Source organism: Halobacterium bonnevillei, from assembly GCF_009831555.1.
Taxonomy (GTDB): Archaea; Halobacteriota; Halobacteria; order Halobacteriales; family Halobacteriaceae; genus Halobacterium; species Halobacterium bonnevillei.
Window position 1 is genome coordinate 14,744 of record NZ_WUUU01000010.1, and the last position, 26,701, is coordinate 41,444.

A 26,701-nucleotide genomic window follows, 5' to 3' on the forward strand; every position below is an offset into this window, starting at 1 on the left:
TCGTGGAGGTCTCACGTGAGCACCACTGACCGCGTCCGGAAACTCGCGCTCCTCGCAGGGTCCGTGGCGCTGACTGTCGCCGTCCTCGCAGCCCACAACAGCCCCGCCGCCGCCTACGAGCTGTCCATCTACGCGTCGACTCCCGCGATGGTCTGGGGCGGCGTGGCTGCGGCGTTCCTCTCGGGGGCGCTCGTCGCCTTCACCGCGCGCGTTCGGAGCGGCGTCTGGGCCGCTGCCGTCGGCCTCGTTGGCGGCGCCACGCTCACCGTCTTCGGGTTGCCGCTGCTCCGCGGTTACGAGTTCTACGGCGTCGGTGACTCCCTGAGCCACGTCGGCTGGGCCCGGGAGATCGCGGCCGGAGCCCACGACCCCACGAACCTCCTCTACCCAGGCGTCCACTCGCTGACCGTCTTCGTCGGGCGCGTCGCGGACGTCCCGATGACCCAAGCGAACATGGTCGTCGCATTGGTCGCGATTCCGTTCGTATTCCTGCTGTTCGTCCCGCTGGCAGCCGAACTGATCGCAGCCACGCCGCGGGCGTACACGGTCGGCTTGCTCGTCGCCGCGCTGTTCGTCCCCATCAACAACGTCTCCGTCCACCCGAACACGCACCCGGCGAGCCAGGCAATCCTGTTGTTCGCGTTCCTGCTGTACCTCGCGCTCGCGTACACCACCGGCGATCTCGACGCCGGACGCGGGGACGAGTCTCGTGACTCCGCCGGTGGACGCGGGGACAGAATCCACAGGTCCGCTGGTGGACGCGGGGACTCGACAGCGTCACCCTGGCTAGTCCTCGGGACCGGGACGGGCGTCCTCCTCGTGCTCGCGTCGGCCGCTGTGGTCTTCGTCCACCCACAGCAGGCGCTGAACGTCGCGCTCGTGTTCGCCGCAATCGCTGCCGTCCAGTTTCTCGCCCGGCGATTCGCCGCGAACCGGGCCCTCGCCGCTCACCGGCCGCTGTACGTTCACACGGCCGTTCTGCTGGCCGTGTTCTTCGCGTGGACGCCGCGGTTCGACCGCGCACAGGGAGCGTTCACCGGGACCATCGAGAGTCTCGTCCAGTCCGGCCCCTCCGCGGGCGGAGTCGTGTCCCAGCGGTCGGCGTCGCTGACTGTCGTCGGCGGGAGCCTCCCCGAACTGTTCGGGAAACTGTTCGGTGTCGCGACGGTGTGCTCGGCGCTCGCTGCGGGGCTGCTCGGTGTCGGCCTCTACCGCCGCTACCGCGATTCCGACGCCCTCGTCGGCTACGTCGGGGCGGGCCTCGTCCCGGTCGTCGGTGTCTTCCTCGTGGTGCTGGCGTCGAATGCCGGGGACATGTACTTCCGCTATCACGGGTTCATCATGGTGCCCGTGAGCATCCTGGCCGCCGCCGCGCTGGCCCGCGCCCGGAACTGGGCCGCACACCGAGGCGCCGCGCGCGCCGGCGCGGCCATCGTCGTCGTGCTCCTTCTGGGGCTGGCACCGGTCGGTGCGGTCGCGATCCACCCGTCGCCGTACGTTTACCAGCCGACCAAGCACGTCACGGCAGCCGAACTCGACGGCTTCGGGTCCGCGTTCGAGTACCGCGAGGACGGCGTCGAGTTCGCGGGCGTGCGCGGCGGACCGCGGCGCTTCGTGGACTACCACTACGGCACGGAGCGCGCGCGGACGACGCTCTCGTTCCCCGGCTACAGGGACGCCATCCCGCCGGGAGTGTTCGCCGCGGGGAACTACACGGACGCGTTCGGCGACCCCCGATACATCGTGCTCACCGAGCGCGACTACGAACGCGAAGTCGGCCTCTACGGCGGCTTCAGGCACCCCGAATCAGGGTTCAGTGCGTTCGAAACCGCGCCCGGCGTGAATCACGTCCGCACCAGCGACGGGGTCGACGTGTACGTCGTCCGGGAGGACGACGCGTAGATGTCGCTCGTCGACCGCATCGCTCGCGGCGTGAAGGCAATGCTGGGGGCGAGGGTGCTCAACCTCGCGTCGAACGGCGTCCTCATCGTGTTGTTGACCCGGGTGCTGTTGGACCCCGAGCAGTTCGGCCAACTGAACTTCGTGCTGTCCGCGCTCGGCGTCGTCACCATCCTCGCCACCCTCGGCCTGCCGAAGTCGGCCGCGCGGTACGTCACCGAGTTCTCGGAGACCGACCCCGGCCAGGTCCCGCACGTCGTCCGGAAGTCCCTGACGTTCATTCTCGCGCTCGTCGTCGTCGTCGCCGGCGGCACGCTGCTCCTGGGTCGACCCGTCGCGAACGCGCTCGGGACGCCCTCCCTCGTGCCGTTCCTGCTCGCGGGCAGTCTCTTCGTCGCTGCGCGGGCGCTCACCAAATACTTCTCCGCGCTGTTCCAGGGATTCAACCGCGTCACGTACAGCGCGACGGTCTCCGCGGTGACCAGCGTCAGTCGCCTGCCGCTGGTCGCCGGGTTCGTCGTCCTCGGATTCGGCGTCGGCGGCGCGCTCTACGGGTACGTCGCGAGCTTCGCGCTCGCGGCCGGCGTCGGCGGGTACCTCGCGTACACGCGCTTCTACACCGGCTACGAGGCGGCTGACGCGCCCGCCGACGACCTCTCGAAGCGCCTGCTGGAGTACAGCGTCCCCCTGACGGCGACCCGCGGCGCGAACGTCCTCGACAAGAAAGTCGACACGCTGCTCGTGGGCGTCCTCCTGAACATGACCGCGGTCGGCTACTACACCATCGCCAAACAGGTCTCGGACTTCGTCTCCGCGCCGGCGTCGTCGTTCGGGTACACGGTCTCCCCGGCGCTCGGCGAACAGTCCTCGAAAGACCAGACCGAGCGCGCGGCGAAGCTCTACGAGCAGTCCCTCCAGTACGTCCTGCTCGCGTACGTCCCCGCCGTCGTCGGCCTGATTCTCGTCGCCGACCCGATGGTGCGCTACGTCTTCGGGAGCGATTACCTGGGCGCCGTCCCGGTCCTCCAGGTGTTCAGCGGGTTCATGCTCGTCAACGCCGTCAACAAGGTGACCAGCGACGGCCTCGACTACCTCGGTCGGGCGCGCTCCCGCGCCGTCATCAAGTCCGCGATGGCCGTCTCGAACGCCGGCCTGAACCTCCTGTTGATCCCCGTCCTCGGCGTCGTCGGCGCCGCCGTCGCCACGGTCATCACGTACACGGTCTACACGCTCTCGAACGTCTACTTCATCCACCAGGAGCTGACGATTCGCTTCGGCTTCGTGCTTCGACGGCTCGCCGTCACGTGCCTGGTCACGGTCGCGATGGCGGCGGCCGTCTGGCTGGCGCTGCCCTACGTCACGGGGCTGTTGACGCTGTTCGGCGCTGTGTTCCTCGGCTTCGGCACCTGGGCCGCGCTCTCCGTCGCTGGCGGCATCCTCGACGTGAAACGGGTCGCGAAACTGCTCACGTAGCCCCGACGAACGACCAGCGGGAACTCCGGGGCTAATCACTCCATAACAAACCCCGCGTTCGGCGAGCCAACGGATATGTCACTGCCGGGCGCAGCCCACCTCGACACGCCATCCGATCAGCCGGCGCTCTCCGGCGAGACAGTTCTCGTCACCGGAGGCGCCGGGTTCGTCGGCAGCCACATCGCCGACGCGCTCGCGGACGCCTGCGACGTGCGCGTCCTCGACGACTTCTCCACCGGTGACCGCGAACACGTCCCGCCGGCCGCGTCCGTCGTTGAGGGCGACGTCCGGGACGCCGATACCGTCGCGGAGGCGATGGCTGACGTCGACGTGGTCTTCCACGAGGCGGGCCTCGTGAGCGTCCCGAAGTCAGTCGAGCAGCCGGCAGTCAGCCACGACGCGAACGTCGCGGCGACGCTGAACGTCCTGGAGGCGGCACGCCGCGAGGACGCCCGCGTCGTGGCGGCTTCCAGCGTCGCCGTCTACGGGACCCCCAGCGAGGTCCCGATTCACGAGCGAGCCCCCAAGGAGCCGACGTCGCCGTACGGCATCGACAAGCTCGCCCTGGACCACTACACGCGCCGGTATCACGACCTCTACGGTCTCGAGACGGTCGCCTTGCGGTACTTCAACGTCTACGGGCCGCGGCAGTCCGGCGGCCAGTACAGCGGGGTCGTCACGGCCTTCCTCGAACAGGCCCAGTCAGGGCAGCAGTTGACCGTGCACGGCGACGGGACCCAGACGCGGGACTTCGTGCACGTCTCCGACGTCGTGCGCGCGAATCTCGCGGCCGCGACCACCGACCACGTCGGCCGCGCGTTCAACGTCGGCACCGGCCGGAGCATCCAGATCCGGGCGCTCGCGACCCTGGTCCGCGACGTCACCGGGTCGCCGTCCAGCGTCGTCCACACCGACCCGCGGACGGCTGACGTTCAGCGGAGCGAGGCGGACGTCACGCGGGCACGCCGCCAGCTCGGCTTCGAATCGGCGGTCCGACTCGAGGAGGCCTGCGGGACCTCGTCGAGCGAGCGGCCCCAGTGCAGTGACCGCCTCCAGGCTGTCCGCGGCGTATGGACGGTTCGCGGCGGCTTCTCGAGGCGGCAGCGACTCGACAGGCGGCGTGGAGTCCACGTCGAGTGGGACGACTGCGCTCGTTCCCACCGGCCACGAGGCGGCCAGCTACGTGACCGTCAGGTCGCTGGCGCGCCGCGGCGTCGACACCATAATCGCGTCCGAGAAGGACGGCGTCCCGGCTGCGGCGTCCCGCTTCTGTTCGGAGTCGGTCTCGCTTCCGGACCCCCGCGAGCACCTGCTCGTCTACCGGAACGCCCTCCTCGACCTCGCGGAGCGCGAGGACGTCGCCACGGTCATCCCCGTCCGTCCCGAGGACGGCTACCTATTGTCCAGGTACGACGACGCGTTCGCGAACTTCGTCTCGCTGCCGGTGCCGTCGATGCGGCAACTCGAGCGCGTCCACGACCGCCTCGCTCTCGCTGACGCCGCAGCGACCGCCGGCGTCCCCGTCCCTGAGACGCGGCCGCTGTCGGCCGTCTCCGACTGGACGGAGCCGCTGCTCGTGAAGTCCCGGTTCAACGTCCTCGCGGACGCATACCTCGAGGACCTCGGCCCCGAGGACGTCGACGTGGTGAAGGACCTCGTGCACGTGGACGCCGCTGAACCTCCGGAACGGACGGTGCTCAGACGAACGATGCGCCACGAACCAATCGTCCAGGAGTTCATCCCGAAGGACGGCGAGTTCGTGGTCGGTGCGCTCTACGACCACGGCACGCCCCTGTTGACGTTCCAGCACGAGCAGATCCGCGGAACGTCGTACACGGGCGGCGGCGGAGTCTACCGGAAGTCGATGTACGACCCCGAACTGGACGCGGTCGCCCGGGACCTGCTCGCGGAACTGGACTGGCACGGCCTGGCCTGCATCGAGTACATGCGGCACGCGAGGACGGGCGAGTACGTGCTCACCGAGATCAATCCGCGGCTCTGGCAGTCGCTGCCGGTCGCGGTGCGTGCCGGTGCCGACTTCCCGTACGCCTACTGGCTGCAGGCGACAGGTCGCGGCGACGAGATCGTCGACGACTACGAATTCGGCGTCGGCAGCCATCTGTTGCACGGCGAACTCGGCTATCTCCTGAGCGTCCTCACGGAGGCGTCACCGCACGTCGAACGGCCGTCGGTAGCGCGGACGTTCATGGACGTGGCGTCGTCGTGCATCAGCGACCCGCACTTCGACTACGCGGCTGCCGACGACCCGGGGCCGTTCCTCGCGGGTGTCAGGTCGAAACTCCCGTTCTGAGGCGTCACGCGACCCTGCCGGTGCGCCGTCGCAAGGGGCCGCCGGACCCGACGCTGCCGAACTCGAGTGCCGCCACGTCGGGGTGGTCGCCGAGGTGTTCGACGGCGGGGTCCCCTCGGACGTAGGCGTCTCTGGTGGCCTGCCAGTCGGCGTGCCGCCGGAGCACGCGAACCGGCACGGCGTCCAGACCCAGGAGTTTCACGATGGACAGCCGGTTCCGGCCGTCGTCGAACAGGAGTTCGCCGTCGCGGGCGACGTGCACCGATATCTCGTGTTTGAACCGCTCGGTCTTGAGCGTGTCCTGGGTGGCCAGTGGGTCGACGGCCTCGCCGGCGGCGAGTTCGGCCTGTGTCTTGTAGCCCTCCTCGGCGATGGTCTCGTAGAGCGCGTCGAGTTGCTCGCAGCGCCGCTCGAAGTCGGCGCGCGTCGTACAGCCCCACTGTTCGCGGCCCGCCTCGATGTCGCCGACGATGCGGTCGTAGAAGTCGGTCTCGGCCCACGGAACGCCGTCCTCGAAGTGCCGCTCGTACGCGCGATACACGTCCATGTCCTCGAAGCGCGTGTCCGTCTGGTCCCAGTCGCCGGCGACGACCAGGCCCGCGTGCCGGAACTTCGGCGCCGAGAACCCCCGAACGCGCTCCACGTCGTCTGGGTCCACGGTGAGCAGGCGGTAGGGTCTGATCGGTGCGTCGTACCGCAGCCTGTTGGCCGCGACTCTCGCCGCAACGTGTCCGCGTGCGTACGCGTCTCGGAGACGAAGCAGGACCCGCTCTAGTTCCGGTTGGCGGTCCACGAGACGCTTACCGAACGAGCGCACGAGCCCGTCGACCGTTTCGCCGATGCCGTTCGCTACCATCGGTTCCAGTGTGTCCGAGTGGTCACTCGTCGTCCCGGCCGAGTGTCGGTTCGACGGGATGGCTCCCCCGCGACTCCGGGCTGGCGGCGGCATTCCGAATCTCCCCCATGAGGTACATCGTCCAGCGGGACTCCGAGAGCGGCACTGGCAGCTGGTCCGGGTCGCCGCCGAGGAGGGCTCGCGACTCCGCGTCGTTCTGGTAGTAGTGCGCGTTCAGGAGGCGCAGCGTGTGCCAGTCGTCCTCGTTGCGCTTGCGCTTGAGGACCGCGCGAGCGTTCGCGACGGTGCCAGTCAGGCGGTCGCCCGCTTCGTCGAGGTTGTTCATCGCCCGGGCCGCCGCGGACGCCTTGTAGTCGCGGTCGTGCTCCACGAGCGTCTGCGAGATCAGGTCCGCCGTGAGCGACTTCTCAGAGCCGTGGACGAGCACGCGCCTGACGGGTCGCGTCCCGCCGAGGACCTTCGTCGTACACAGCACGTCGTTCTCGGTGACGTACTGCAGTTGTGCGCTGTCGTAGGCGAACTCCCGGTCGTAGTCGCCGAACAGCGCCGTCGTCGCTGTGACGGCGCGCTCGCTGCGCGGGTAGCCGCCAGCGCGCAGCGTGAGGTAGACGGGGTGTGGGACGCCCTCCTCGAATTCGCCGCCCGCGAGTTCGAAGTTCCACGGGCCGCGGTTGGCGTCGTCCGGGCGACTCGACCCCGTGTAGACGACGTCGACGCCACGGACCTCGCCGAGTTCGCCGCTGCGGCGCTGGGCCATCGCCGCCCGCATCACCGGGTCGAAGTTGTGGTTGTGTTTCTCGGTGACGACGACGTCGTGGCGGTCGGCGCACGCGGCCAGTTCCTCGAACTCCTCGTAGGTCTCCGTGATTGGTTTCTCGATCTGGATGGGGACGCCGGCCTCGATGAACAGCTTCGCGAGCGGGAGGTGAGTCTGAACTGGGGTGCAGATGTGTGCCCAGTCGAGGTCGGTGTCCGCGAGCATGGCTTCCGCGTCGACGTAGGCGTCGATGCCGTACTCCGCGGCGATGTCGCGTGCGGCGTCTTTGTCGGTGTCACAGATCGCGGCGAGCGACGTGCGGGGATTCTTCGAGAGGCCGTCGAGGTGGACGCCGGAGACGGTGCCGCCGCCGACGACTGCTGTTCGCAGTGTCATCGACGGCAGGTCACCCGCGCACCGGATTGTTATACTGCGGCTACTGTCTACCGCGGCCTCCGGCCGCCCGCGACCGGTCGACCGCCCTGTCGCTGCCAGCAACGCTCTGCCCGCGCGACCGACTCGTCAGTCGCTGACGGGGTCGGCTCCGCCTGGCCAGAACAGCGAGGCACCGGGCCGGCCGTCCGCCAGCCAGAGGCCGAGCGCCAGCACGAGCAAGCCGACTTCTCCCGCGAGGTAGGCGGCGCCGCGCGGGGTGGACAGGAACGCCAGAAACGCGCCGACGAGGTCCTGGAGGTGCGGGAGTGCTTGTGTTGGTTCGCCGGCGGGCGCCGCGGCGAGCGGCCACGCCAGGAATCCGACGCGGAGTTCGCCCTTGACGATCAGGGGGTAGACCACGTCGCCGGCGAGATGCGAGAGGTGACCGATGACGTACGCGACTGCGATCGGTCGCTCGTCGACGAGCGCGCCCGCGACGAGCACGACCGCGACGACCGGAGCGGCGACGAGCAGCGAGTGGCCGAGCGACCGGCCCGCCGGGAGGACAGTCACCCACCAGGCCAGCGGCTTGTCGACGAGGTCGGGCAGCGCGCTCGCAACTGCGAGGACGAGCAGCGCGCGCGTGGTCGGCGGGCGCTGCCAGCGGATGCGACTCGAAAGCGAGAACAGGACGTACGCGAATGCCAGGTGCTCCCACGGCCACATGTTACGCGCCCGCCGTCCAGACGCCGCTGGCTGGGCGGTCAGCGACGCGCTCGGTCGAACCGTCGGGCCGCTGGACGTCCAGCCAGATGTAGAGGTGGTGCGGCGCGGTATCGGCAGTCGCGCTGGCGGGCGCGTCGCCCTCGTACACGTAGACGCTCAGCCGGAGGTCGTCGCCGAGCATCGCCGGCTGGACGGACAGCGCCTCGCGGACGGTCTCCCCGTCTGCAGCGTCGACGTCGACCCGGGTGAGTTCCTCGCGCTCCAGCACGACGGTCTCGTCGGTGTCAGTGTCGAGCCGTTCCAGAACCACGACTGACGTGTACGTCGTCGATTCGCCTTCCTGGTTCTCCACGGTGAGCGTGGTCGTCACGTTCTCCCCGCGCTGGACCGCGGTCGTGTAGTCGCCCGCGACGAGCTCGTCGCCCTCGTCGGTGAGGAGCGCGACTTCCGTGTACGCCTCGCCGCTGTCGGGCGCAGCGAAGCCGACGGCGAGCGTGCTCGCTGCCACAACGACGGCGATCGCGAGGGCGACGTTCAGGGCTGCGTCGACTGGGGCCGCCTCCACAGTCCCCGCCCGGATCCGGTCGGCGACCGCGGAGAGCGGTACGGCGAACCGTTCGCCTGCGGGGAGTCGCTGGCGACGAGCCACACCGACCAGTGCCGGGGCGGCGGTGAGCGCGACAACGGTCGTGGTGACCTCGGTCGTCTGGAACGGCACGCCCGCCAGCGACAGTCCGATCGCGCTCAACACCAGCACGACCAGCGACGTGCCGACTGCGAGGCTGATTCGTTCGAGCCACGATGGCCCGCGAGCCCACCCGCTCGACGAGCGCGGACTCGGTCACCCTGCGTGCGGGAAACAAAACGGAGACGACGGCGTACCCGGGTGCAAACCCGACCAGCGGCGCAGCGACCAGCACGCGGGCCGGACCGGAAATGACGCCCGTCAGGATCGCCGCACCTGCGACGACAGCGTAGCCAGAGACCACCGCGAGGTCACCCGCGACGACGAGCACGCCGGACGCCTGCCACTGACCGGTGCCGACGTCGGTCGCGCCCGCCATCAGGCGCCCCTCTGTCGGCCCGCCTCGAGGCAGTCGTCCGAACTGCGGCCACCCGCCAGTTCCCCGCACGGGTGGCCGCTGTATTCGCTGTCCGGATTCGTCGGTAGCCGGGACGTAGTCGCTCCCGTGCGGCCGTACTCGTCCATCAGTCTGGTCTCACCCAGGGAACCACTGGGCATTGTTAGGCGGTGCGTAGCCCGCAGCCACGGAGCAGCGCGGATGGTCGTTGCAGACCGGTTTCGAAGCGAAGCCGCGTGGGAGGCCGTTGCGTGCCGGTTTCGACGCGGGGCCGAGGTCGCGATCAGGCGTGGAAGAAACTCAATGCGTAGTACAGGGGGCGCTCGTAGACGTCGGGTTCCTTTCGGAAGCCGATGTGGGAGCCGATCTGGGCGTTGTTGAAGTGGGCGTACTGCGGCCCGCGGAGGATGCGCGCCAGTAGCCGTTCGTCCATGGAAATGCGGACGTAGCCGTTGTCGGTGTCGGCGTCCTCGACGGGTTTGATCTCGTGGCCGTCGCCGTTCATCGTGAGCGCGGCGACGTGGTCGTCGACGAGGTCGACGAGGACCACCGTGTCGCTGGCCCAGTCGATGTCCGCCCGCTTGGCGTCCATGTGCTCGAACGCCGGACCGACCAACTCCGTCAGCTCGGACAGCGACGGGTCGTCGTCGTTCTCGTACGGGAACGTCCGGTGCTGGAGTTCGCGGCGAACGTACGCCTCGCGAGCGCCCTCGTCGATGGGCGTGTACGGTTCGGACGGCGACTCGGTCTCCAGGTCGAAGACGGCCTCGCTGTTCAGGAGCACGGGCTCGCTGTGGTCGGGTTGGATGGTGTCGCTCTGCTCGAAGTGCCGGTAGGCGTCGATGCGGCGCGGTGACGCGACGTACTGGTTCCGGTCTGCCAGTGACCCCGCGAGGGTGTAGCTGCCGGCGAACGGCATGAAGTAGTCCGGTTCGAGCGCGTTCACGAACCCCTCGGCGTCCCGGTACATCTCGTAGATGACTTCGTCGCGCGCGCCGAGTTTCTCCTCGTGCGTGTAGTCCTCCATGCACTGCGGGTAGAAGTTCGCCGCCGCGTACTGCATCAGCAGCACGTCGATGTCCTCGTACTGGTCGGCGACGACGGCGCACGCGCGCTCTGACAGCGGCCACCTGCAGTCGTTGGCGTTCACGAGCACGTGTTCGCCGTCGTCGAAGACGCCCATCGAGTCGATCTGCGTCGAGCCGTCCGTGCTGCGGTCGCCCGCGGAGTCCGTCCACCACCCGCAGCCGAAGTAGTTCCCGCAGACCGACGGGTCGCAGTTGTCCGCACCGAGCACGTTGACGTGCAGGTCGCCAGCGAGGTGGGTGCGTTCGGCGTGCGGGAGTTCCACGACGTCGAAGCCCAGGCGCTGGACGTTCCGCTTCAGGAAGTCCGTGGCGTAGTCGTGGATGAGCACCGGGACGTCGGTGTCCAGGCGCTCCATCGTCGGTCTGTGGAAGTGGTCGGGGTGGATGTGCGAGACGTAGATGTAGTCGACGTCGGCGTAGTCCTCCGGTTCGAAGTCGAGTGGCGGGTAGTGGGCCCACGAGCCGTAGAACGCACCGTCGAGCAGCCACGGGTCACAGAGCACCGAGGTGTCCCCCGATTCGACCACGACGCTGGACGATTTCAGGTGCCGGAGTTGCATACAGCCGTTCACTCCCCCGCCGCCACTTTGTTAGGCGGCGACTCCCGGGACGCCGTGTGCGGTTCGGCACTCCGTTCTCGAAGTATACCGCTCCGAGGACGCCTGTAGCCGGACATTTTCTCGCACTTCCGGTGCGCCGATTGCTGGCTATCCGTTCGACTAGAACCCTCGCGACTGCCTGCGGAAGGCGCTGGCTTACAATGGGGTCGTACGGTGTCGGTAGGCGACGAACATGCAACAAACAGGTAGTAACTTCGCCACCACGTCGCTCGTCGCGCTCGTGGTGGGGGTAGTCGTGGCGGCCGGCGTCGTCGGCCCCGCGGCCGCCGGCACTGCGGCTGGAACCGCGATGCCGGAGTCAGAGCCAGGGCACACGCTCGATTCCTGCGGCACCATCGACGAACCAGGCGTCTATCGGCTCACGGCGGCCATCCAGAACGAAGGAAGCGCTCACTGCTTCGAAGTGACCGCCAGCGGCGTGACGATTCTCGGCGACGGCTACACCGTCACCGCAGAGACGCCCGGCGGAGCGGCGGTGACCGCCAGCGGCGTCGACGACGTCGTGGTCCAGAACCTCGTCGTCGAAGACTGGCAGACCGGCGTCGCCTTCGAGGACGTCGACGGTGGCGAAGTCACCGGGTCGACGTTTGGGAACGTCTCGCTCGTCGGCGTCGCACTCGACGACGGCACCAGCGGCGTCGTCGTCGCCGACAACGCAGTGGCGGACTCGACGGACGGCGTCCGGGTCACTGGCGGAACCGGCAACGTGGTCGCGGACAACGCGTTCAGCACTCTCCGGGGGACTGCGGTCAGCGTCGAGGCGCCGGAGACAGACGTCCTGAACAACTCGGTCACGGAGGCCAGCGGTAGCGGCGTCACCGTCAACGGGACGCACTCCGTGCTCGTCGCGGGGAACGCCATCACGGCGAGCAACGGCAGCGTCGTCGTCGACGACTCGGGCAGCGTGACGGTCCGCGAAAACACGTTCGAGGCGGCGACCGACCACGCTGTCCAGATTCTCGGCGAAGCGCCCGAGCGGGAGTCACAGCGGCAGTTCGTGACGCTGGACCTGGCTGGCCACCAGTTCGGCCGGGCGGCCGACGGCGGACGGCTGTTCGGCGTCCAGCAGTACCCCGCTGTCAGTGACACCAGGCAGGTGGACGCCACCAACCACGTTCAGAACAACACGGTGACCGGAACCAACGGCCACGGAATCTACCTCTCGGAGACGATTGACGTGACCGTCGACGGAAACGACCTGACGGCGAACCGCGACGGCGTTCACGTCCTCGAATCCGCGAACGTGAGCGTCCACGCGAACGCGGTCTCCGACAACCGCGACGACGGCATCCACCTCGCGAACGCCTCGGCTAACCGCGTCGCGGAGAACAACGTCTCCCGGAACGGCGACGACGGCGTCTACGTCGTCGGGTCCCGGAACACGCTCGCGAACAATACCGCCAGTCAGAACGGCGACGACGGCATCGACGTCCACAATGCGACGGGCGTCACGGTCGAAGCCAACGCGCTCCGGCAGAACGCCAACGACGGCCTGTTCTTCCGCTCGGTCCACAACAGCACCGTCGTCTCGAACGTCGTCGCCGACAACCGCGACGACGGCGTCGACATCCGGGGGTCCACGAACAACCACGTGGGGTCGAACAGAATCTACTGGAACGAACACCACCAGGTCGTCGAACGCCAGGGATCGTCGGGCAATCGCTTCGAGAACAACTCGAACTGACGGCCCTGGCGTTCGGAGGAGCGGGGACGGACCATTCTTCGTCGAGCACAATCGGAACATACGGCTCGGCGCCGGACCCAATCGGAACTGGCCGTTCTGTTTCAGAGATACCACAAACCGCCGCCCCCGGCGGGTAGTGAGCGACCCGTGGGCTTGATCGGCGCTACGACCGGTGCCGTCGCAGGATTGTTATCGCGGCGACAGCGATCGCCACCACCGCGAGGGCCAGGTCGAAGCCCGGGACCTCCGCGCCCGTGGCCCCGTCGCCTGTCGTTTCTGCCGTCGTCGAGTTGGTCGCGTTCCCAATCACGTCCACGGTCGTCGTTTCGTTGCCGACGACGACGTCGTACGACCCGGCGGACTGGATCGCGCGCGTGAACGTCACGCGCGTGGATTCACCGGTGTCCAGGGAGACGGTCTCCGCGTCGACCACCTGCCCGAACAGTACCAGTTCGACCGTGCGTTGGCCCTCGGCCTCCCCCGTGTTCACGACGACCGCCGAGACGTCGAAGGACTCCCCGGCCGTCACCGACTCGTCGACCTGGAGGCGATTGATTCGGATGTCCGGCTCGAGCGGATTGACTGTGACGTAGTGCTTGTCCTGGAAGTCGACCTTGATGGTCCTGGTCCCGGGTGTCGTGAACTCCCGGGTTAACGACACCGTCCGCGTCTCGTTCGGGGCGAGTGTGAGGTGGCGGTCGCGGACGATCTCGTCGTCCACCTCGAACTCCACTCCCTTCGTCCCGGTTGCGTTCCCGGTGTTCGACACCGTCGCTTCGACCACCAGCGTCTCCCCGACGAGTAGTTCCTCGGCGGACAGCGACACGTTCACGCGACTGAACTGTGGTTCTCCGGACGTCTCGGTGTCGTCGTCCTGGCCGCCAGCGCCGTCGTCGGCGTCGCCGTTCGCCCCGCCGGTTCCGCCACTCCCGCCATTGTTCCTGTCGCTTCCGCCGGTGTTCGCGCCGCCACCGGTACTACCGCCACTGCCACCGCTACTACCGCTGTTGCCGCCACCGCCGCCGCTGGACCGTGCCGCGACGGTCAGCGAACCGCTCGCCGCTGCGGTCAAGCCGTCGGTGTCGACGACCGTCACGCTCGGTGTGACTTCGCCGGCGCTCTCGTAGGTGTGGTCAAGTACCGGGCCGGTGGTCTCGCGCTCGACGGTGCCGTCCCCGTCGACGTCCCACTCGTAGTGGTCGATGCCGCGGTCGTCGCCGGACGCACTCGCGTCGAGCGACACCGCGTCGCCGACCGTCGCCTCGGCGGGCGTGTTGAGCGAAGCGTTCGGCGGGTTACCGGCCGAAACTACCTGCACGGTCGCGGACGCGGTCGCAGTCACGTTGTCGTCGTCGACGACGGTCACGCTCGGTTCGAAGTTGCCCGCCGTCTCGTAGGTGTGGGCGTACGTGGGTTCGCTCGTCGTTCCGTCGACAGTCCCGTCGCCGTCGGGGTCCCAGCGGTACTCGACGATGGTGCCGTCGTCCGTCGAATTACTCGCGTCGAACGTCACCTCGCTACCGACGGTCGCGTTGGCTGGCGCGGTCAACGCCGCCGTCGGCGAACTGTCGCCTTGCTCCACTCTGATGTTCGCTGTCGCCACGTTGGCGTTCCCGTCCGTGTCCACGACAGTCACGCGCGGACTCACGAACCCGGTCTCGTTGTATGCGTGCTCGAACACCGATGCGTTCGTGTTGGCCTCCGCGCTGCCGTCGCCGTCGACGTCCCACTCGTAGTGGTCGATGCCGCGGTCGTCAGTGGAGTTGCTGGCGTCGAGGGTCACCGGTTGGCCGACGAGCGCGCTTTCGGGCGCCTCGATGCGAGCGTCCGGCGGGTCGCCGACCGGTTCGACGGTGATCGCCTGGCTGGTGGTCGCCGTCGCGTCGTCCGTGTCGACGACCGTCACCGTCGCCGTGACGGTTCCCGGACTCCTGTACGTGTGCGTGGTCCGGGGTTCGGCTGTCTCTGCGTCCACTTCGCCGTCGCCGTCGACGTCCCACTCGTAGTGGTCGATGCCGCGGTCGTCAGTGGAGTTGCTGGCGTCGAGGGTCACTGCGTCGCCGGCTGCCACAGACGACGGCGCATCGAGGGTCGCGTTCGGCGGCTGGTTCGGCTCTCGGATCGTGAGTGTCGTCGCGTCGGAGTTGATGGTCCCGTCGTCGTCGACGACAGTCACCAGCGGCGACACCAGGCCGACGGTTTCGTACGTGTACTCGATGGTCGCGTCCGTGGTGTTCAGCTCGTAGACGCCGTCGCCGTCCGCGTCCCAGCGGTACGCGACGATTTCGCCCTCGTCGGTTGAACTGGTGGCGTCCAGGGTCACGGATTCGTTCACGACCGCCTCCGCCGGCGCCGCGATGCTGGCGTTCGGCGGCGACGCGGGCACACTCACCGAGACGTTCATCGTCGCTGTGTCGCCGTTCCCGTACCTGTCGAACGCGGTCACCGTCACCGTGTGGGTGCCCGCCTGGTCGAAGACCTGCGAGACCCCGGGGTCGGTCGTCACCTGGTCGACCTCGCCGTCGCCGTCGAAGTCCCACTCGAAGCCGCCCAGCGCCTCGTCGTCGGTCGAGTCGCCGGCGTCGAAGGTCACGCTCTCACCGGTCTCGGCGGACGTCGGCCCGTCGACGGCGGCGTTCGGCGGCGTCACCTGACACGTTCCACCGTGGACGAACGTGCGCCGGTCGCGGTCCAGTTCCACGTCGCTGCCGCCCGCGTCGACGACTGTCCAGCTGTCGATGCGGTATTCCGAGCTTCCCGAGTAATTCCAGTCCCCCCATGCAGCGGCGTCCTCGTTGAATCGCGGGGAGAGGATCACGGGGTCGCCGATGTCGCCGATGCCACGGAACACGCCGCCGTCAGTCCGGTTCTCTGCCCACATCCAGTCGACGGTCGTCGTGGTATCGCCGACGGTCCATTCGTCGTCGCGCCCGGGGTACTCGTCGTCCTCGACGACCCACTCTCCGTCGCTCGGCAGTCCGCTGAACCGCATCGAGACGGTGCTCCCACCGTCCTCGTCGCCGAGACGGTCGTGCACGAGCACCAAGCTCGCGCCGTCCGCGCCCTCGTAGAACAGCAGTTTGCTTGTACTCGTCTCCTGGTACGCCTGGGTGCCGTACGAACTGTACGTCGACGCGAACGGATTCCCTGTGATATACGGGTAGGGGTTCCGGTAGTCGTAGAACGACGAGGCGGTCTGGCTCGTGTTCGTCACTGGGTCGACCACAGAACACGTGGTCCCCTGGGCCACGGCGTACGACGAGTGTTGGGCTTGCGCGCTCGCAGTGATTGGAATCACGCCCACGACGGGCGCGAGCACGACGAGTGTGACGACTGCGGCGGCGGCGACGGCGCCGAACGAGAACCGGGCGGACATTGGTAGCCGAGTCGCTTCGACGCGTCCTTTGTTATGTACGAATTTCCCGACACCACGTGCAGAGAAATCCTGCATTTGGCGGTCTAAGCACCCGGCTGAAGGCGTTCTCCGTTTGTGTTCGCATCCGACAGTAGCGCGGGCTTGCTGCCCCCTCCCGGCGGCGGCCCGCCGGGACAGGGGACGGATAACAATACTCCGAGTCCGTTTACCCCACTACGAACCGCCGGAGCGCCGGCGTCACGACAATGTACCGAGGACACACCACGGCAGTCGTCATTCCGGCGTACAACGAGGCCGGCTTCGTCGGCGACACCATCGAGTCAGTGCCCGCGTTCGTCGACCGAGTGTACGTCGTCGAGGACGGATCGACAGACGACACCTGGCAGGAGATCCGCGAGACCGCGAGTGCGGTCAACGAGTCCCAGAGCGGCCAGTTCCCGGACCGTGTCGTCCCGATCCGGCACGAACGGAACCGTGGCGTCGGCGGCGCGATCAAAACCGGCTATCTCCGCGCACGAGAGGAACGTATCGACGTCACGGCAGTCATGGGCGGGGACGGCCAGATGGACCCCGAGGTCCTCGGCGACCTCTTCGACCCGATTCTGGACGGGCGGGCGGACTACACGAAGGGCAATCGGTTGCTCGGTCGGACCGACCGCGGGGACATGCCGCGGTTCCGGTTCGTCGGCAACGCGATCCTGACCGCTCTCACGAAAATCGCCAGTGGGTACTGGGCCGGCGGGGACTCACAGAGCGGGTACACCGCCATCTCGTTGCACGCGCTCGAGCAGGCGGACATCGAGTCGATGTACGAGTTCTACGGCTACTGCAACGACATCCTCGTGAAGTTGAACGTCGCGGGGATGCGCGTCGTGGACGTCCCCCGGCCGATCAGGTACGCGGACGAGGACAGTCACATCAAGTACCACACCTACGTCCCGCGGGTGTCGCTGATGCTCGCGCGGAACTTTCTCTGGCGACTGAAGACGAAGTACCTCGTCTTCGACTTCCATCCGCTCGTGGGGGCGTACGCGGCAGGCGGGGTGGCGTCGCTGACAGCTGTCCTCGCGGCTGTCTGGGCGCTCCCGGGCGTCGGCCGGTTCGGGACACCGACAGCCAGGGCCGGCTTCGCGGTGGTGTTCGGCCTGCTCGGCGTGCTCTCGTTCGTGGCTGCGATGGTGCTGGACGCGGCTGCGAACGACGAACTGAACGACACGGAGACGCCCGACGACAGTGCGCCGACTCCCACCGAGCCCGCCGTGGCCACCGACGCGTCCGCCAGTCAGCGACCCGCTTCGGCGGTCGACGGGAATTCCGGTTCCGGTGCGTCCAGAGAGCGAGCGGTGTCCGTCACACTCGAGCCCCGGGAGTGGCGGTACGTCCTCGACGCGGACCCCGGCGAGGAACCGTCGTCGATAGCCGCCAGAATCCGGGAGCGGATTCGCGAGCACCGCCAGCAGGCGGACACCGCGGCGGACTGAGGGCCCGGCAGGCGGCTACTGGCGGCTGACTCGCGTCGGTCGGGCTACGCGAGGGTGACTGTGTACGGAACTCCCTGGCAGGTGGCCAACCTACGGACTATGGCTTCGCCTGACAGTACGTTTTGGGGGAAGACTTCGGGTGTACGCTGGGAACCAGCGACACCCGCGCCGCGAGAAATGTAGACGTGGGAGAACTACCGACGGTTGATGCGGTACGTGACCCACAGCGTTGCGAGCAGGAAGAGGACCACGATGCCGCTGGCGACGGCGTACGCGTTCGACAGCTGTGCGACGAAAAACAGCGTCGCGAACGCGACGTACCCCCCGGCGTGGACCGTGGAGAACGCGGCTTCGTCGTCTGTGGCGTCGTCGATGTCGAGGTACTTGTACAGCGGCTCGACGTTCTCGCCGAGGGCGACGTGGCCGCGGTCCTGGTTGAACTCGACGACCCCGGCGTCGTCCATCTTCGGCAGGTGGCATTGGTAGAGACCGATGTAGACGCGTTTCCGTTGCTGTGCGTTGAGCTGTTGGACGGTGGTGTCGTTCTCGATGGCGGCGATGTGTTCGGCGAGCTCTCCGATCGTCGTTTCCGCGGCGTCCCGCAGATACTCCAGCACGAGCCTGCGGCGGCGGTTCTTCAGTATCTCGAAGGTGACGTCGAGCGGCAACGCTTCCGCTGCGCCCTCCTCCGCGGGCGGTTCGGCGTCGATGTCAGGTTCGGGCGGCTTCGTTGCGCCCCCTGCTGCGTCTGAACCGACGTTCGTGTCGGATCTGTCGCCAGACTGAGTCGCTTCTATCATTTTGGTGGTTGGCGAGTGCCGTGTGTTGTCGCAGTGTGTTGCCCCCGTTTGGATGGTGTGTCGGTACGTGCTGGACTGGTCCCCCAACGTGTCGGTGCGTCGTTCTCATCGCGAGTACTGGCAACGCTCCCGTAGGCATGGCGACCCATCGGCGAAGTGACTGGTTCGCGCCCGTTTGGCTCGTCCCTCTCCGTGTCGCTTGCTTCCAACGTAGTCAATTTGTTTGTAGAATCATAATACTTTGGCAATCGTTGGCATGTTGCATTTTCTCCTGAGCTGATTGGAACCTCCACAGTGGGTCCGCTCCGATCCAGTGTTTCGACTGACGTCCGGTAGCGGACGCCTGTCCGCGATACTTGTCGGTTCGGTACCGTGGCGAGTGGCTGGACCCACCCCCCTCGTCGCCAGGGCACGGTCATTTCTGTCAAGAAAACCACGGGCTACCCCCTTAGTTATGGATTAGATACCGCCGAGGCGCGTGACCCGCGTGCTGAGTAGGCAGTTTCGGGGGTCGCTTTCGGTTCCAGTATTTGTGGATTACGCGGCATAACGCCGTCAAGCGACTGGCAACTGCCGAATAACAATGCCCGGATGACCCGATTGGCGTACGTTACCGCAGTAGGTACCCCGCAAACACCAATGACTCTACATACTTCGCCACCAGGCAGCCGGCCACGACAGACGACCCGGAACGGACACCCCCCCGGCGGCCACACCGGTCGTCGGCGACCCGACTCCAGCGTCCCCACGCACACCGACACTGTCGGACGACGCTCACTGACCGCGGGAGGCACGGCATGTGTGGAATAACGGCGTGCGCGGGACCAGCCCGCGAGAACGTCGTCGACACACTCCTCGACGACCTCCGCAACCTCGAGTACCGCGGCTACGACTCGAGCGGCATCGCCACGCCCGGTGAGGACACCGTCTCCGTGGTGAAACGCGAGGGAGAAATCGAGGAGCTCGCGAAGACACTCGACGTCGTCAAACCCTCGGGGTCGGTCGGCATCGGCCACACCAGGTGGAGTACCCACGGCGCACCGTCCGACGCCAACGCACACCCCCACACGGACTGCGACGACCGCGTCGCAGTCGTCCACAACGGCATCATCGAGAACTACACCGCGCTCCGCGAGGAACTCACCGAGCGCGGCCACACGTTCACGAGCGATACCGACACGGAAGTCGTCCCGCACCTCGTCAGCGAGCACCTCGCGGACGGCCGCTCGGTCGAGACCGCGTTCCGCGCGGCACTCGACCGCCTCGACGGACGATTCGCCGTCGCGATGGTCGTCGCCGGGTCGGACGCCATCTACGCGGCCCGCAACGGGTCGCCGCTCGTCGTCGGCGTCGACGACGGCCGGCGGTTCGTCGCCAGCGACGTCCCGTCGTTCCTCGAACACACCGCCGACGTCATCTTCCTCGAAGACGGCGACGTCGTCCGCATCACAGCCGACGACCACGAGGTCACCGCCATCGACGGCAGTTCGGTCGACCGGAGCGTGACCGCCGTCGACTGGCAGCCCGAGGACGCAGAACGCCACGGCTTCGACCACTACATGCTCAAGGAAATCCACGAGCAGCCGGCAGCGCTGGAGCGCGCAATCCGGGGCCGCGTCACCCCGGACGGCGACGTCGACCTGGAGGCGTTCCCGCCGGGCTGCTTCTCTGACGTCGACGACGTCCAGATTGTCGCGTGCGGGACGTCCTATCACGCTGCGCTGTACGCCAGACAGCTGCTCGCCGAGCGCGGCGTTCCGACGCAGGTGTTCAGCGCGGGCGAGTACGCGACGACGCCGGCGCCGGTCTCCGAGCACACGCTCGTGATTGCCGTCACCCAGAGCGGTGAGACGGCGGACACGCTGGCCTCGATTCGGCTCGCCAGCGAGCGCGGCGCTCGCACGCTCGCCGTGACGAACGTCGTCGGGTCGACGGCCGCGAGGGTCTGCGACGACGCGGTGTTCATCCGTGCCGGCCCCGAAATCGGTGTGGCCGCGACCAAGACGTTCTCCTCGCAGGTCGCGGTCCTGACGCTGCTCCGGGAGCGCCTCGCGGAGGACATCACCGGCCAGCGGGGCGCGGACCGCGAGCGCGTGCTTCGCGCCCTGGAGCGACTGCCCGGCGACGTCCAGCAGGTTCTCGACCAGTCGTCGGTGGAGTCCCTGGCGGCGCGATACCGCGACAGGGACGGCCACTTCTTCATCGGCCGCGGCGTGGCCTTCCCCGTCGCCCTCGAGGGGGCGTTGAAGTTCAAGGAGATCACGTACGAGCACGCCGAGGGGTTCGCAGCCGGCGAACTCAAGCACGGCCCGCTCGCGCTGGTCACGCCCGACACGCCGGTGTTCGCGGTGTTCGCGGGCCAGTACGACGACAAGACGCTGAACAACGTCGAGGAGGTCGTCAGCCGGGGGGCGCCGGTCGTCGGCGTCGGTAGCGAGGAGTCGACGGACGTGGCGGCGACCGTCGACGAGTTTCTCCCCATCCCGGACACCCATCCCGTGGCCGCTGGCGTGCTCGCGAACGTCCAGTTACAGCTGGTGTCCTACCACGTCGCCGACCTGCTCGGGCGATCCATCGACAAACCACGCAACCTCGCGAAAAGTGTGACCGTAGAGTGACCGTTCCAGTACGACGCCAGCAGACGAACTGCTCGCTCTATCCCGCGCGATCCGGGGGCAGTAGCGCCGCCCGGAATTCGGGCGGTCGCCGGGTGCCGACAACCCACGGCAACAACAGATGTCTCAACAAGACTCCCTGACGCAGGACACGGTCTACGACCTGCTGAGCAACGCTCGCCGACGGTTCGTGCTCTCGTTCCTTCGGGGCCGCGACGAGCCGATCGAGCTCAGTGAGCTCTCCAAGCGGGTCGCCGCGTGGGAGAACGAGACGGACGTCGACGACCTCACGGACCAGCAAGTGAAGCGCGTCTACGTGTCGCTGTACCAGACACACATCCCGAAGCTCGCCGATTCGGGGCTCGTCGACTACGACAAGGACACCGGCGAGGTATCGCTGACGTCGAACATCGAGGAGCTCGACACGTACCTCCCGGAGGGCGACCAGCGAGAGATTCCGTGGCAGTACGTGTACGCGGCCGTCGCCGTCGCGGGACTCGCCGCGTACGTCGCGATGGCTCTCTTCCCGGCGGCGTTCGACGCGATATCGATGACTGCGGTGAACGTCGTCATCATCGCGGCCTTCGGCGTCGTCGCGGCAGTCCACTACTGGATGCGGTCGAGGCGGTGATACCATGCAAGACAGGACGACACGCGGACGCGCGACGACTGGTCCCGAGACAGCGGCGGGTGCCGGGGGGTGGCGGTCGTGACGGAGGACTGGGACGTCGTCGGGTACGTCATCAGCTCTGACCACCGGACGGTCGTCCTCGGTCGGCTCGCCGAGGGGCCGGCGACGCCGACCCAGATCGCGTCTGACGTCGACCTCGCGGCCACGCACGTCTCGCGGGCGCTGAACTCGCTGCGCGACCGCGACCTCGTGGAACTTCTCGTGCCGGAGGAGCGCCGGAAGGGACGCGTGTACGGCATCACGTCGAAGGGAGCGGAGACGTGGGACCTCATACAGGCGAAGGACCTCGCCGAGTGAGAAAAGCGGAGAACGGGGATGGGGTGGGGGGTGGGCTGTTCCGGGTCCGAACGGGGCTGGGGAGCAGACGACCGCGCGTTCTGCGCGGGCCGTGGTTCGGCTCCCCAATGGGGGAGAGGCGCCGTTGCCCCTTTGTTAACTGGAACGTATTCGGTCACGCGGAGACCAGCAGTGCGACGTTCGCCGCCGCGACCGAGAGGTGGACCGCGGACCCCAGTCCGTACCCCGTCAGTCTGACCGCCTTCGGCCCCCAGGGCGGCGTCCGGTCCGTCGCCTCGACCGCCGCAGCGCCGGCTTCAGTCACGACGGTAATACAAACGACGGCGGCGACGCCGAGCGCGAGCACTGCGACCGGAACGCCGACGGCCTGCGTCGCTCCGGCGACGAGGGGGTTGACCTCCCGAACACCGGGGACTGTCCACAGCCCGACCAGCGTCGTGGCAACGTCCGCGCTCTTCGTGGCGGCGAGCACACCGACGAGCGACCACTCGACGTCGCGGGCCGTCAGGCGTGCGCACTCCATCGAACTGTCGTCCGTCCGTCGAAGAGTTTGTTATGCGTCCGGTGGTTGGACGGCCGAAGAGCGACGACACCGGAACCGACTGCATAACGAAGCGCTGCAACTCGTAGTGTCGAACTGTGATGCGAAGCAAGCTACTCGCGGCCGTCGTCTTCGCGACGGCGGCGCTGGCTGCACTGGCTATCGAACGAACTACTCGGCCGAACCTCGTGGACGAGTACGCCGACTGATCGCGCCCGGCACTCGCGCGAATTCCACCGCTGTTTTCACTTACGGCGCTCACCGAACACTACGACTCAGCCAGTGAGGGCGGCCGCTTCGCGCGGATATTTGATTGCAGTGCTTCGCGAACCGTGGGTTCGACCGCAGCGTCTCCGGATCGGTGGCACTGCACTGGGGAGGCGTCCTGTGTCGGGGCGCGATTCGTCGCGTGAACGTTTAATGCAATGCTTATCGGGATTACGAGCGCCATTACTTTGCTGACCCCGTGCAAGAAAATCAGTGATGGCACATCGTATCACCGAGGCTGACCAGCGGCGGATGACCGAGTTCGCGAACACACCGAAGTACCGGCGCGGCCCCCACCTGCTCGAACCGGAGGATACTGCCGACGCGGACGGCGATTGATCGCAGACGATACCCCCTGCCAAACTCGCGCGGGTTCCGGGGTGGACCCGCGTCCGTTCGCTCTTTTCGGAACGTACGGTCAGCTTATCATCGCAGAATCGCGTTCTCGTTCAGTTCCGACGCGCGCGGCGTTCAGTCTGCTCAGGCGACGCTCCGTGTGGTATTAGGCACCTCTTCCGCGACAGAACGAGCTTCTTTACCGGACGCGGCGGCGGGAGCACCGCGACGTTATTGGTCGAGTTACAGACAGTATCGCGATGGGAAATCGTCTCGATTCGGCGGCGTTGGCGTCTGCTCCGGAGCACACCGACCGGAGACGTCGAGAACGTACTGACACAACTGGCGTCGGCAAGCGGACCGAGCGCTACGCGGGACTCGGCGTCTGGACGGTCGAGATGTACGACGCGAGGTCTTTCGTGGTGATGATGCCGATGACGTTCTCGTCCTCGTCGACGACCGGCATGTGGTGGAAGCCGTGTTCGAGCATCGCGTCGGCAACGTCGCGGATCGAATCCTGGGCCTGCGTGGTCTCGACGTCCGTCGTCATGTAGCGCTCGACGGTCGTCCGGGCTTTCGGCTTGCTCTTCGCGACGATCGTCACGAAGTCGGTGTTCGTGAGGATGCCCTCGAGGTGGCCGTCGTCGTTCACCACGACGACAGAGCCGATTTCGTTGTCGATCATTACCTGGGCGGCGTCCTCGACGAACGTGTCCGGCGTGACCGTGTGGAGGCTGTCCGACATCAACTGGCCGACGAAAATATCGTCCATAGATACACTGCTATTCCCCGAGGTGTTAAGCGTTGTCCGACGCGGTTGGCGGGCGGCGATGGGACCCACGTCGACGATACGTCTCGCAGCGCGGACTTTTATGGGGCTCCCGGGAATCTTCGGCCGGCCGCGACCTGCCGTTGCAGGCTTCGGTGCTCGTCAGGCGACCGACGCGCTTCCGCCCGTCGCGCGCACGACGCTGCCGAGCAACAGCACGACGCTCGCGGCGAAGAACACGCCGCCGACGGGAGACGTCGGGTCGAGGAACGCCCAGTACGCGGGCGTCGCGGCCGCGCCGAACAGCACGGACAGCACGCCGTAGAACGCGGGGGCACAGCAACAGCACGCCGTCGCGCCCGACGTCGCCGCCATCCCGAGCGCGGACGTCCGGCCGCCGCTGGCGCTCTCGGCGCGCGCCTGCTGGACGAGCACGCCGACGTTGGTCGCGACAAGCGACCCGAGCAACGCCAGCAACGCGAGCGTGCCGAGGGAGACGAACCCCGCCATCGGGACGGACGGGAAGACGAACTCCACGGCCGGCCACGCGACCAGCGGGTCCGCAACCGGGAGGAAGACGACGGTCGTGTCGGTCGGCGCACCGATTCCGGAGTCCGGATTGAACGTCACCGTGCCCGCGGAGAACGCGAAGAAGACGGCGAACAGGACACCTGCGAGGCCGCCAGCCGTCAGTGGCCGTCGGTCCCTGCGGAGGCTCTGGACGACCCCCCAGGCGTCGCGCTTCAGAATGTACGCGACGGCGAACAGGACGGCGGCGACGAGCGCGTACCCCGCGGGATGGTAGGTGCCGCCGTTCGGCATGATGACGGGGTAGACCACCCAGGCGGCCAGCAGGATGCCGAGCCCGGCGTACCGGGGCCGGTTCGGCCAGCGCAGTCGACCGGCGACGAGACTCCCGACAGCCATCGCCGCGCCGACTACGAGGCTCAGCGTCGGGTAGACGTCCCGAATCTGCGGCCCGGTCTCGGCGACGACCTGCAACTCGACGAGGCCGACGAGGCCAAACGCGCCGACGAGGGCGGCGAGCAGACCGACCGGGGCAGCGACCGGTCCCGCGAGGCGTCTGCGGCGATACGCTGTGAGTGCGCCAACGGCGCTCGCGAGGCCGAGGACAGCGAGGACGAACAACAGCCAGTGTGGGGTGCCAGCGTGTGTCGTCCCGGTGTGGGCGGCCACCGACCCGGAGACGGCGCCGAGTGCGACGGCCGCACCGAGCGCTCGGGAGGCCGCTCGAAGGGGTGCCATTGGTGGGAGTTACGCCTCGGTGCTCTTTCGGGTTCTGGTTCACCCCTCGAATTCGACGGGCGCACCAGAACGGCTTTTCGCGTGAGCCCGTAAGTTCCGGGCATGCATCGCGAGAACCGCGGCGTCAGTCGCCGCGCCTTCCTCCAGTCCGCCGTCGCCATCGGGGGCGCGAGCGCGCTCGCTGCCTGCATGGACCGCGAGGACGTGTCCGTGCCGGCCGGGGTCGAGGACCCCGGGTCGCTGCCGTCCCGCCAGCACGCGTGGAACGAGCATCTCGACAGGGACGACGCCGGGAACGCGCTGCCGCCGCGCCACCACGCGCTCCTCCACCTGGAGTACGACGGCCTGCCCACGGACGCCGACCGCGAAACGGTGACGTCGGCGCTCCGGACGCTCGAACGCGCCTACGAGTGGTCCAGCGACGGGCTGCTGTTCACTGTCGGGTACTCGCCGGCGTACTTCGAGCGCTTCGACGCCGACCTGCCGGACGCCGTGGACCTCCCGGAGCCCCGACCGCTGTCGGACTTCGAGGACCCCGTTCTCGATGACCCGGACGCCATCGTTCACCTCGCCAGCAACCACGCTTCGGTGGTTCTGGAAGCCGAGGAAGCCCTGCGGGGGAACCGCGACGCGGCCAACGACGTCGCCGTGGACGACGCGCTCACGGACGTGTTCTCGGTCGCCGAACGCCGCAGCGGCTTCGTCGGTGAGGGGCTGCCCGCCGACAACCAGGACACCGGCGGCGTCCCGGATTCGGAGCCAGTCCCCGAGGACGCCCCGCTGTACATGGGTTTCAAGTCCGACTTCGAGAAGAGCCAGGCCAGCGAGGACCGCGTCACCATCCAGTCGGGCGCCTTCGCGGACGGCGCGACCCAGCACGTCTCACACATCGACTTGAACCTCCAGCAGTGGTACGAGCAGGACGACCGGGACTCCCGGGTCGCGCAGATGTTCTGCCCGGCGCACGCGGACAGCGGCGCCGTGGAGAGGACCGGTGAGAACCTCGGCGACAGCCCGAGGCTCGAGGACTGCGGCGACCCCGCGGAGACCGCCAGCGAGCGCGGCGTCGTCGGGCACGCGCAGAAACTCGAGGGGACGCGCGAGGACGGCGAGCCACTGCTGCTCCGCCGGGACTTCGACTCCACGGACGGTGGGAACGCGGGCGTCCACTTCCTCGCGCTCCAGCGGGAGATCTCGGACTTCGAGCGCGTCCGCGAGGCGATGAACGGCGACGACGTCAGCGACTCGACGCCCGTCGGGCGCCGCCAGAACAACGGCATCCGCCAGTACCTCTCGGTCACCCACCGCGGCAACTACCTGCTCCCGCCGCGCCAGCGTCGGGCGCTTCCGACGCCGGAGGGCGCCGATGCCTGAGGACCGCTCGCGCGGCG

20 protein-coding genes and 1 pseudogene are annotated in these 26,701 nt (G+C 67.9%); 11 read left to right on the top strand and 10 right to left on the bottom strand.

Annotation, left to right across the window (positions count from 1 at the left end; all coding sequences use genetic code 11):
* The first annotated feature begins 15 nt into the window (after window positions 1-15).
* From GRX66_RS02985 to GRX66_RS03000, 4 genes are all read left to right on the top strand, one after another.
* Entirely contained in the window at window positions 16-1,902 is a 1,887-nt protein-coding gene (locus GRX66_RS02985) for a hypothetical protein (protein WP_159525199.1), read from the top strand.
* The gene (locus GRX66_RS02990) at window positions 1,903-3,372 is read left to right on the top strand and encodes a flippase (protein ID WP_159525200.1); all 1,470 of its coding nucleotides are present in this window, start codon (window positions 1,903-1,905) and stop codon (window positions 3,370-3,372) included.
* 75 nt (window positions 3,373-3,447) lie between these two features.
* Window positions 3,448-4,869 carry an NAD-dependent epimerase/dehydratase family protein gene (locus tag GRX66_RS02995; protein WP_159525201.1) on the top strand — a complete coding sequence of 474 codons (1,422 nt, stop codon included), beginning with the start codon at window positions 3,448-3,450 and terminating at the stop codon, window positions 4,867-4,869.
* On the top strand, window positions 4,772-5,683 hold the full coding sequence (locus GRX66_RS03000; protein WP_159525202.1) for a carboxylate--amine ligase: 912 nt from the start codon (window positions 4,772-4,774) through the stop codon (window positions 5,681-5,683). Before GRX66_RS02995 ends, GRX66_RS03000 begins: the two co-directional genes overlap by 98 nt.
* Before the next feature lie 4 nt (window positions 5,684-5,687).
* Here GRX66_RS03000 and GRX66_RS03005 read toward each other — a convergent pair whose 3' ends face one another.
* The 5 genes and pseudogenes from GRX66_RS03005 to GRX66_RS03030 all read right to left on the bottom strand — a co-directional run bounded on the left by GRX66_RS03005 (window position 5,688) and on the right by GRX66_RS03030 (window position 11,127).
* Window positions 5,688-6,539 carry a hypothetical protein gene (locus GRX66_RS03005; RefSeq protein WP_159525203.1) on the bottom strand — a complete coding sequence of 284 codons (852 nt, stop codon included), beginning with the start codon at window positions 6,537-6,539 and terminating at the stop codon, window positions 5,688-5,690.
* Between the two features lie 22 nt (window positions 6,540-6,561).
* Complete coding sequence (locus GRX66_RS03010) at window positions 6,562-7,692, bottom strand: Gfo/Idh/MocA family protein (RefSeq protein ID WP_159525204.1); 1,131 nt, start codon at window positions 7,690-7,692, stop codon at window positions 6,562-6,564.
* 126 nt (window positions 7,693-7,818) lie between these two features.
* On the bottom strand, window positions 7,819-8,397 hold the full coding sequence (locus tag GRX66_RS03015; protein ID WP_159525205.1) for a metal-dependent hydrolase: 579 nt from the start codon (window positions 8,395-8,397) through the stop codon (window positions 7,819-7,821).
* 1 nt (window position 8,398) lies between these two features.
* Window positions 8,399-9,461, bottom strand: a pseudogene (locus tag GRX66_RS03020) (DUF1616 domain-containing protein).
* Window positions 9,462-9,762: 301 nt separating this feature from the next.
* The gene (locus GRX66_RS03030; RefSeq protein WP_159525206.1) at window positions 9,763-11,127 is read right to left on the bottom strand and encodes an MBL fold metallo-hydrolase; all 1,365 of its coding nucleotides are present in this window, start codon (window positions 11,125-11,127) and stop codon (window positions 9,763-9,765) included.
* A 232-nt stretch (window positions 11,128-11,359) separates the two neighbouring features.
* Between GRX66_RS03030 and GRX66_RS03035 the strand changes: the two genes are divergently transcribed.
* The gene (locus tag GRX66_RS03035) at window positions 11,360-12,871 is read left to right on the top strand and encodes a right-handed parallel beta-helix repeat-containing protein (RefSeq protein ID WP_159525207.1); all 1,512 of its coding nucleotides are present in this window, start codon (window positions 11,360-11,362) and stop codon (window positions 12,869-12,871) included.
* Between the two features lie 163 nt (window positions 12,872-13,034).
* On the opposite strand, the gene GRX66_RS03040 is transcribed toward GRX66_RS03035, so the two are convergent.
* Entirely contained in the window at window positions 13,035-16,247 is a 3,213-nt protein-coding gene (locus GRX66_RS03040; RefSeq protein WP_159525208.1) for a PKD domain-containing protein, read from the bottom strand.
* 245 nt (window positions 16,248-16,492) lie between these two features.
* Between GRX66_RS03040 and GRX66_RS20480 the strand changes: the two genes are divergently transcribed.
* Window positions 16,493-17,728, top strand: coding sequence for a glycosyltransferase family 2 protein (locus tag GRX66_RS20480; RefSeq protein ID WP_159525209.1), 1,236 nt, complete (start codon window positions 16,493-16,495; stop codon window positions 17,726-17,728).
* Window positions 17,729-17,922: 194 nt separating this feature from the next.
* Here the strand turns inward: GRX66_RS20480 and GRX66_RS03050 are convergent, their stop codons facing one another.
* Complete coding sequence (locus GRX66_RS03050) at window positions 17,923-18,528, bottom strand: DUF7344 domain-containing protein (protein ID WP_159525210.1); 606 nt, start codon at window positions 18,526-18,528, stop codon at window positions 17,923-17,925.
* A gap of 797 nt (window positions 18,529-19,325) precedes the next feature.
* On the opposite strand from GRX66_RS03050, the gene glmS reads away from it, so the two are divergent.
* The 3 genes from glmS (at window position 19,326) to GRX66_RS03065 (ending at window position 22,131) form a co-directional block, all read left to right on the top strand.
* Entirely contained in the window at window positions 19,326-21,146 is a 1,821-nt protein-coding gene (gene glmS / locus GRX66_RS03055; RefSeq protein ID WP_159525211.1) for a glutamine--fructose-6-phosphate transaminase (isomerizing), read from the top strand.
* A gap of 118 nt (window positions 21,147-21,264) precedes the next feature.
* Complete coding sequence (locus tag GRX66_RS03060) at window positions 21,265-21,774, top strand: DUF7344 domain-containing protein (protein WP_159525212.1); 510 nt, start codon at window positions 21,265-21,267, stop codon at window positions 21,772-21,774.
* 78 nt (window positions 21,775-21,852) lie between these two features.
* Window positions 21,853-22,131: a winged helix-turn-helix domain-containing protein gene (locus tag GRX66_RS03065; RefSeq protein WP_325063928.1), complete on the top strand. Its 279-nt coding sequence runs from the start codon at window positions 21,853-21,855 to the stop codon at window positions 22,129-22,131.
* Window positions 22,132-22,285: 154 nt separating this feature from the next.
* Here the strand turns inward: GRX66_RS03065 and GRX66_RS03070 are convergent, their stop codons facing one another.
* Window positions 22,286-22,654, bottom strand: a complete 369-nt coding sequence (locus GRX66_RS03070) for a hypothetical protein (protein WP_159525213.1) — start codon at window positions 22,652-22,654, stop codon at window positions 22,286-22,288.
* A 501-nt stretch (window positions 22,655-23,155) separates the two neighbouring features.
* Between GRX66_RS03070 and GRX66_RS20250 the strand changes: the two genes are divergently transcribed.
* Window positions 23,156-23,278, top strand: coding sequence for a hypothetical protein (locus GRX66_RS20250; RefSeq protein WP_267903049.1), 123 nt, complete (start codon window positions 23,156-23,158; stop codon window positions 23,276-23,278).
* A gap of 364 nt (window positions 23,279-23,642) precedes the next feature.
* Here the strand turns inward: GRX66_RS20250 and GRX66_RS03075 are convergent, their stop codons facing one another.
* Complete coding sequence (locus GRX66_RS03075; protein ID WP_159525214.1) at window positions 23,643-24,047, bottom strand: CBS domain-containing protein; 405 nt, start codon at window positions 24,045-24,047, stop codon at window positions 23,643-23,645.
* 159 nt (window positions 24,048-24,206) lie between these two features.
* Entirely contained in the window at window positions 24,207-25,310 is a 1,104-nt protein-coding gene (locus tag GRX66_RS03080) for a hypothetical protein (RefSeq protein WP_159525215.1), read from the bottom strand.
* A 102-nt stretch (window positions 25,311-25,412) separates the two neighbouring features.
* On the opposite strand from GRX66_RS03080, the gene GRX66_RS03085 reads away from it, so the two are divergent.
* Window positions 25,413-26,684, top strand: a complete 1,272-nt coding sequence (locus GRX66_RS03085; protein WP_159525216.1) for a DUF7405 family protein — start codon at window positions 25,413-25,415, stop codon at window positions 26,682-26,684.
* Window positions 26,685-26,701 lie beyond the last annotated feature (17 nt).

Excerpts from the sequence above, each read along its gene's own strand:
- GRX66_RS02990 (WP_159525200.1), top strand. The coding sequence starts at position 1,903 with ATGTCGCTCGTCGACCGCATCGCTCGCGGCGTGAAGGCAATGCTGGGG.
- GRX66_RS02995 (WP_159525201.1), top strand. The coding sequence starts at position 3,448 with ATGTCACTGCCGGGCGCAGCCCACCTCGACACGCCATCCGATCAGCCG.
- GRX66_RS03005 (WP_159525203.1), bottom strand. The coding sequence starts at position 6,539 with ATGGTAGCGAACGGCATCGGCGAAACGGTCGACGGGCTCGTGCGCTCG.
- GRX66_RS03010 (WP_159525204.1), bottom strand. The coding sequence starts at position 7,692 with ATGACACTGCGAACAGCAGTCGTCGGCGGCGGCACCGTCTCCGGCGTC.
- GRX66_RS03015 (WP_159525205.1), bottom strand. The coding sequence starts at position 8,397 with ATGTGGCCGTGGGAGCACCTGGCATTCGCGTACGTCCTGTTCTCGCTT.
- GRX66_RS03030 (WP_159525206.1), bottom strand. The coding sequence starts at position 11,127 with ATGCAACTCCGGCACCTGAAATCGTCCAGCGTCGTGGTCGAATCGGGG.
- GRX66_RS03035 (WP_159525207.1), top strand. The coding sequence starts at position 11,360 with ATGCAACAAACAGGTAGTAACTTCGCCACCACGTCGCTCGTCGCGCTC.
- GRX66_RS03040 (WP_159525208.1), bottom strand. The coding sequence starts at position 16,247 with ATGTCCGCCCGGTTCTCGTTCGGCGCCGTCGCCGCCGCCGCAGTCGTC.
- GRX66_RS20480 (WP_159525209.1), top strand. The coding sequence starts at position 16,493 with ATGTACCGAGGACACACCACGGCAGTCGTCATTCCGGCGTACAACGAG.
- GRX66_RS03050 (WP_159525210.1), bottom strand. The coding sequence starts at position 18,528 with ATGATAGAAGCGACTCAGTCTGGCGACAGATCCGACACGAACGTCGGT.
- glmS (WP_159525211.1), top strand. The coding sequence starts at position 19,326 with ATGTGTGGAATAACGGCGTGCGCGGGACCAGCCCGCGAGAACGTCGTC.
- GRX66_RS03060 (WP_159525212.1), top strand. The coding sequence starts at position 21,265 with ATGTCTCAACAAGACTCCCTGACGCAGGACACGGTCTACGACCTGCTG.
- GRX66_RS03070 (WP_159525213.1), bottom strand. The coding sequence starts at position 22,654 with ATGGAGTGCGCACGCCTGACGGCCCGCGACGTCGAGTGGTCGCTCGTC.
- GRX66_RS20250 (WP_267903049.1), top strand. The coding sequence starts at position 23,156 with ATGGCACATCGTATCACCGAGGCTGACCAGCGGCGGATGACCGAGTTC.
- GRX66_RS03075 (WP_159525214.1), bottom strand. The coding sequence starts at position 24,047 with ATGGACGATATTTTCGTCGGCCAGTTGATGTCGGACAGCCTCCACACG.
- GRX66_RS03080 (WP_159525215.1), bottom strand. The coding sequence starts at position 25,310 with ATGGCACCCCTTCGAGCGGCCTCCCGAGCGCTCGGTGCGGCCGTCGCA.
- GRX66_RS03085 (WP_159525216.1), top strand. The coding sequence starts at position 25,413 with ATGCATCGCGAGAACCGCGGCGTCAGTCGCCGCGCCTTCCTCCAGTCC.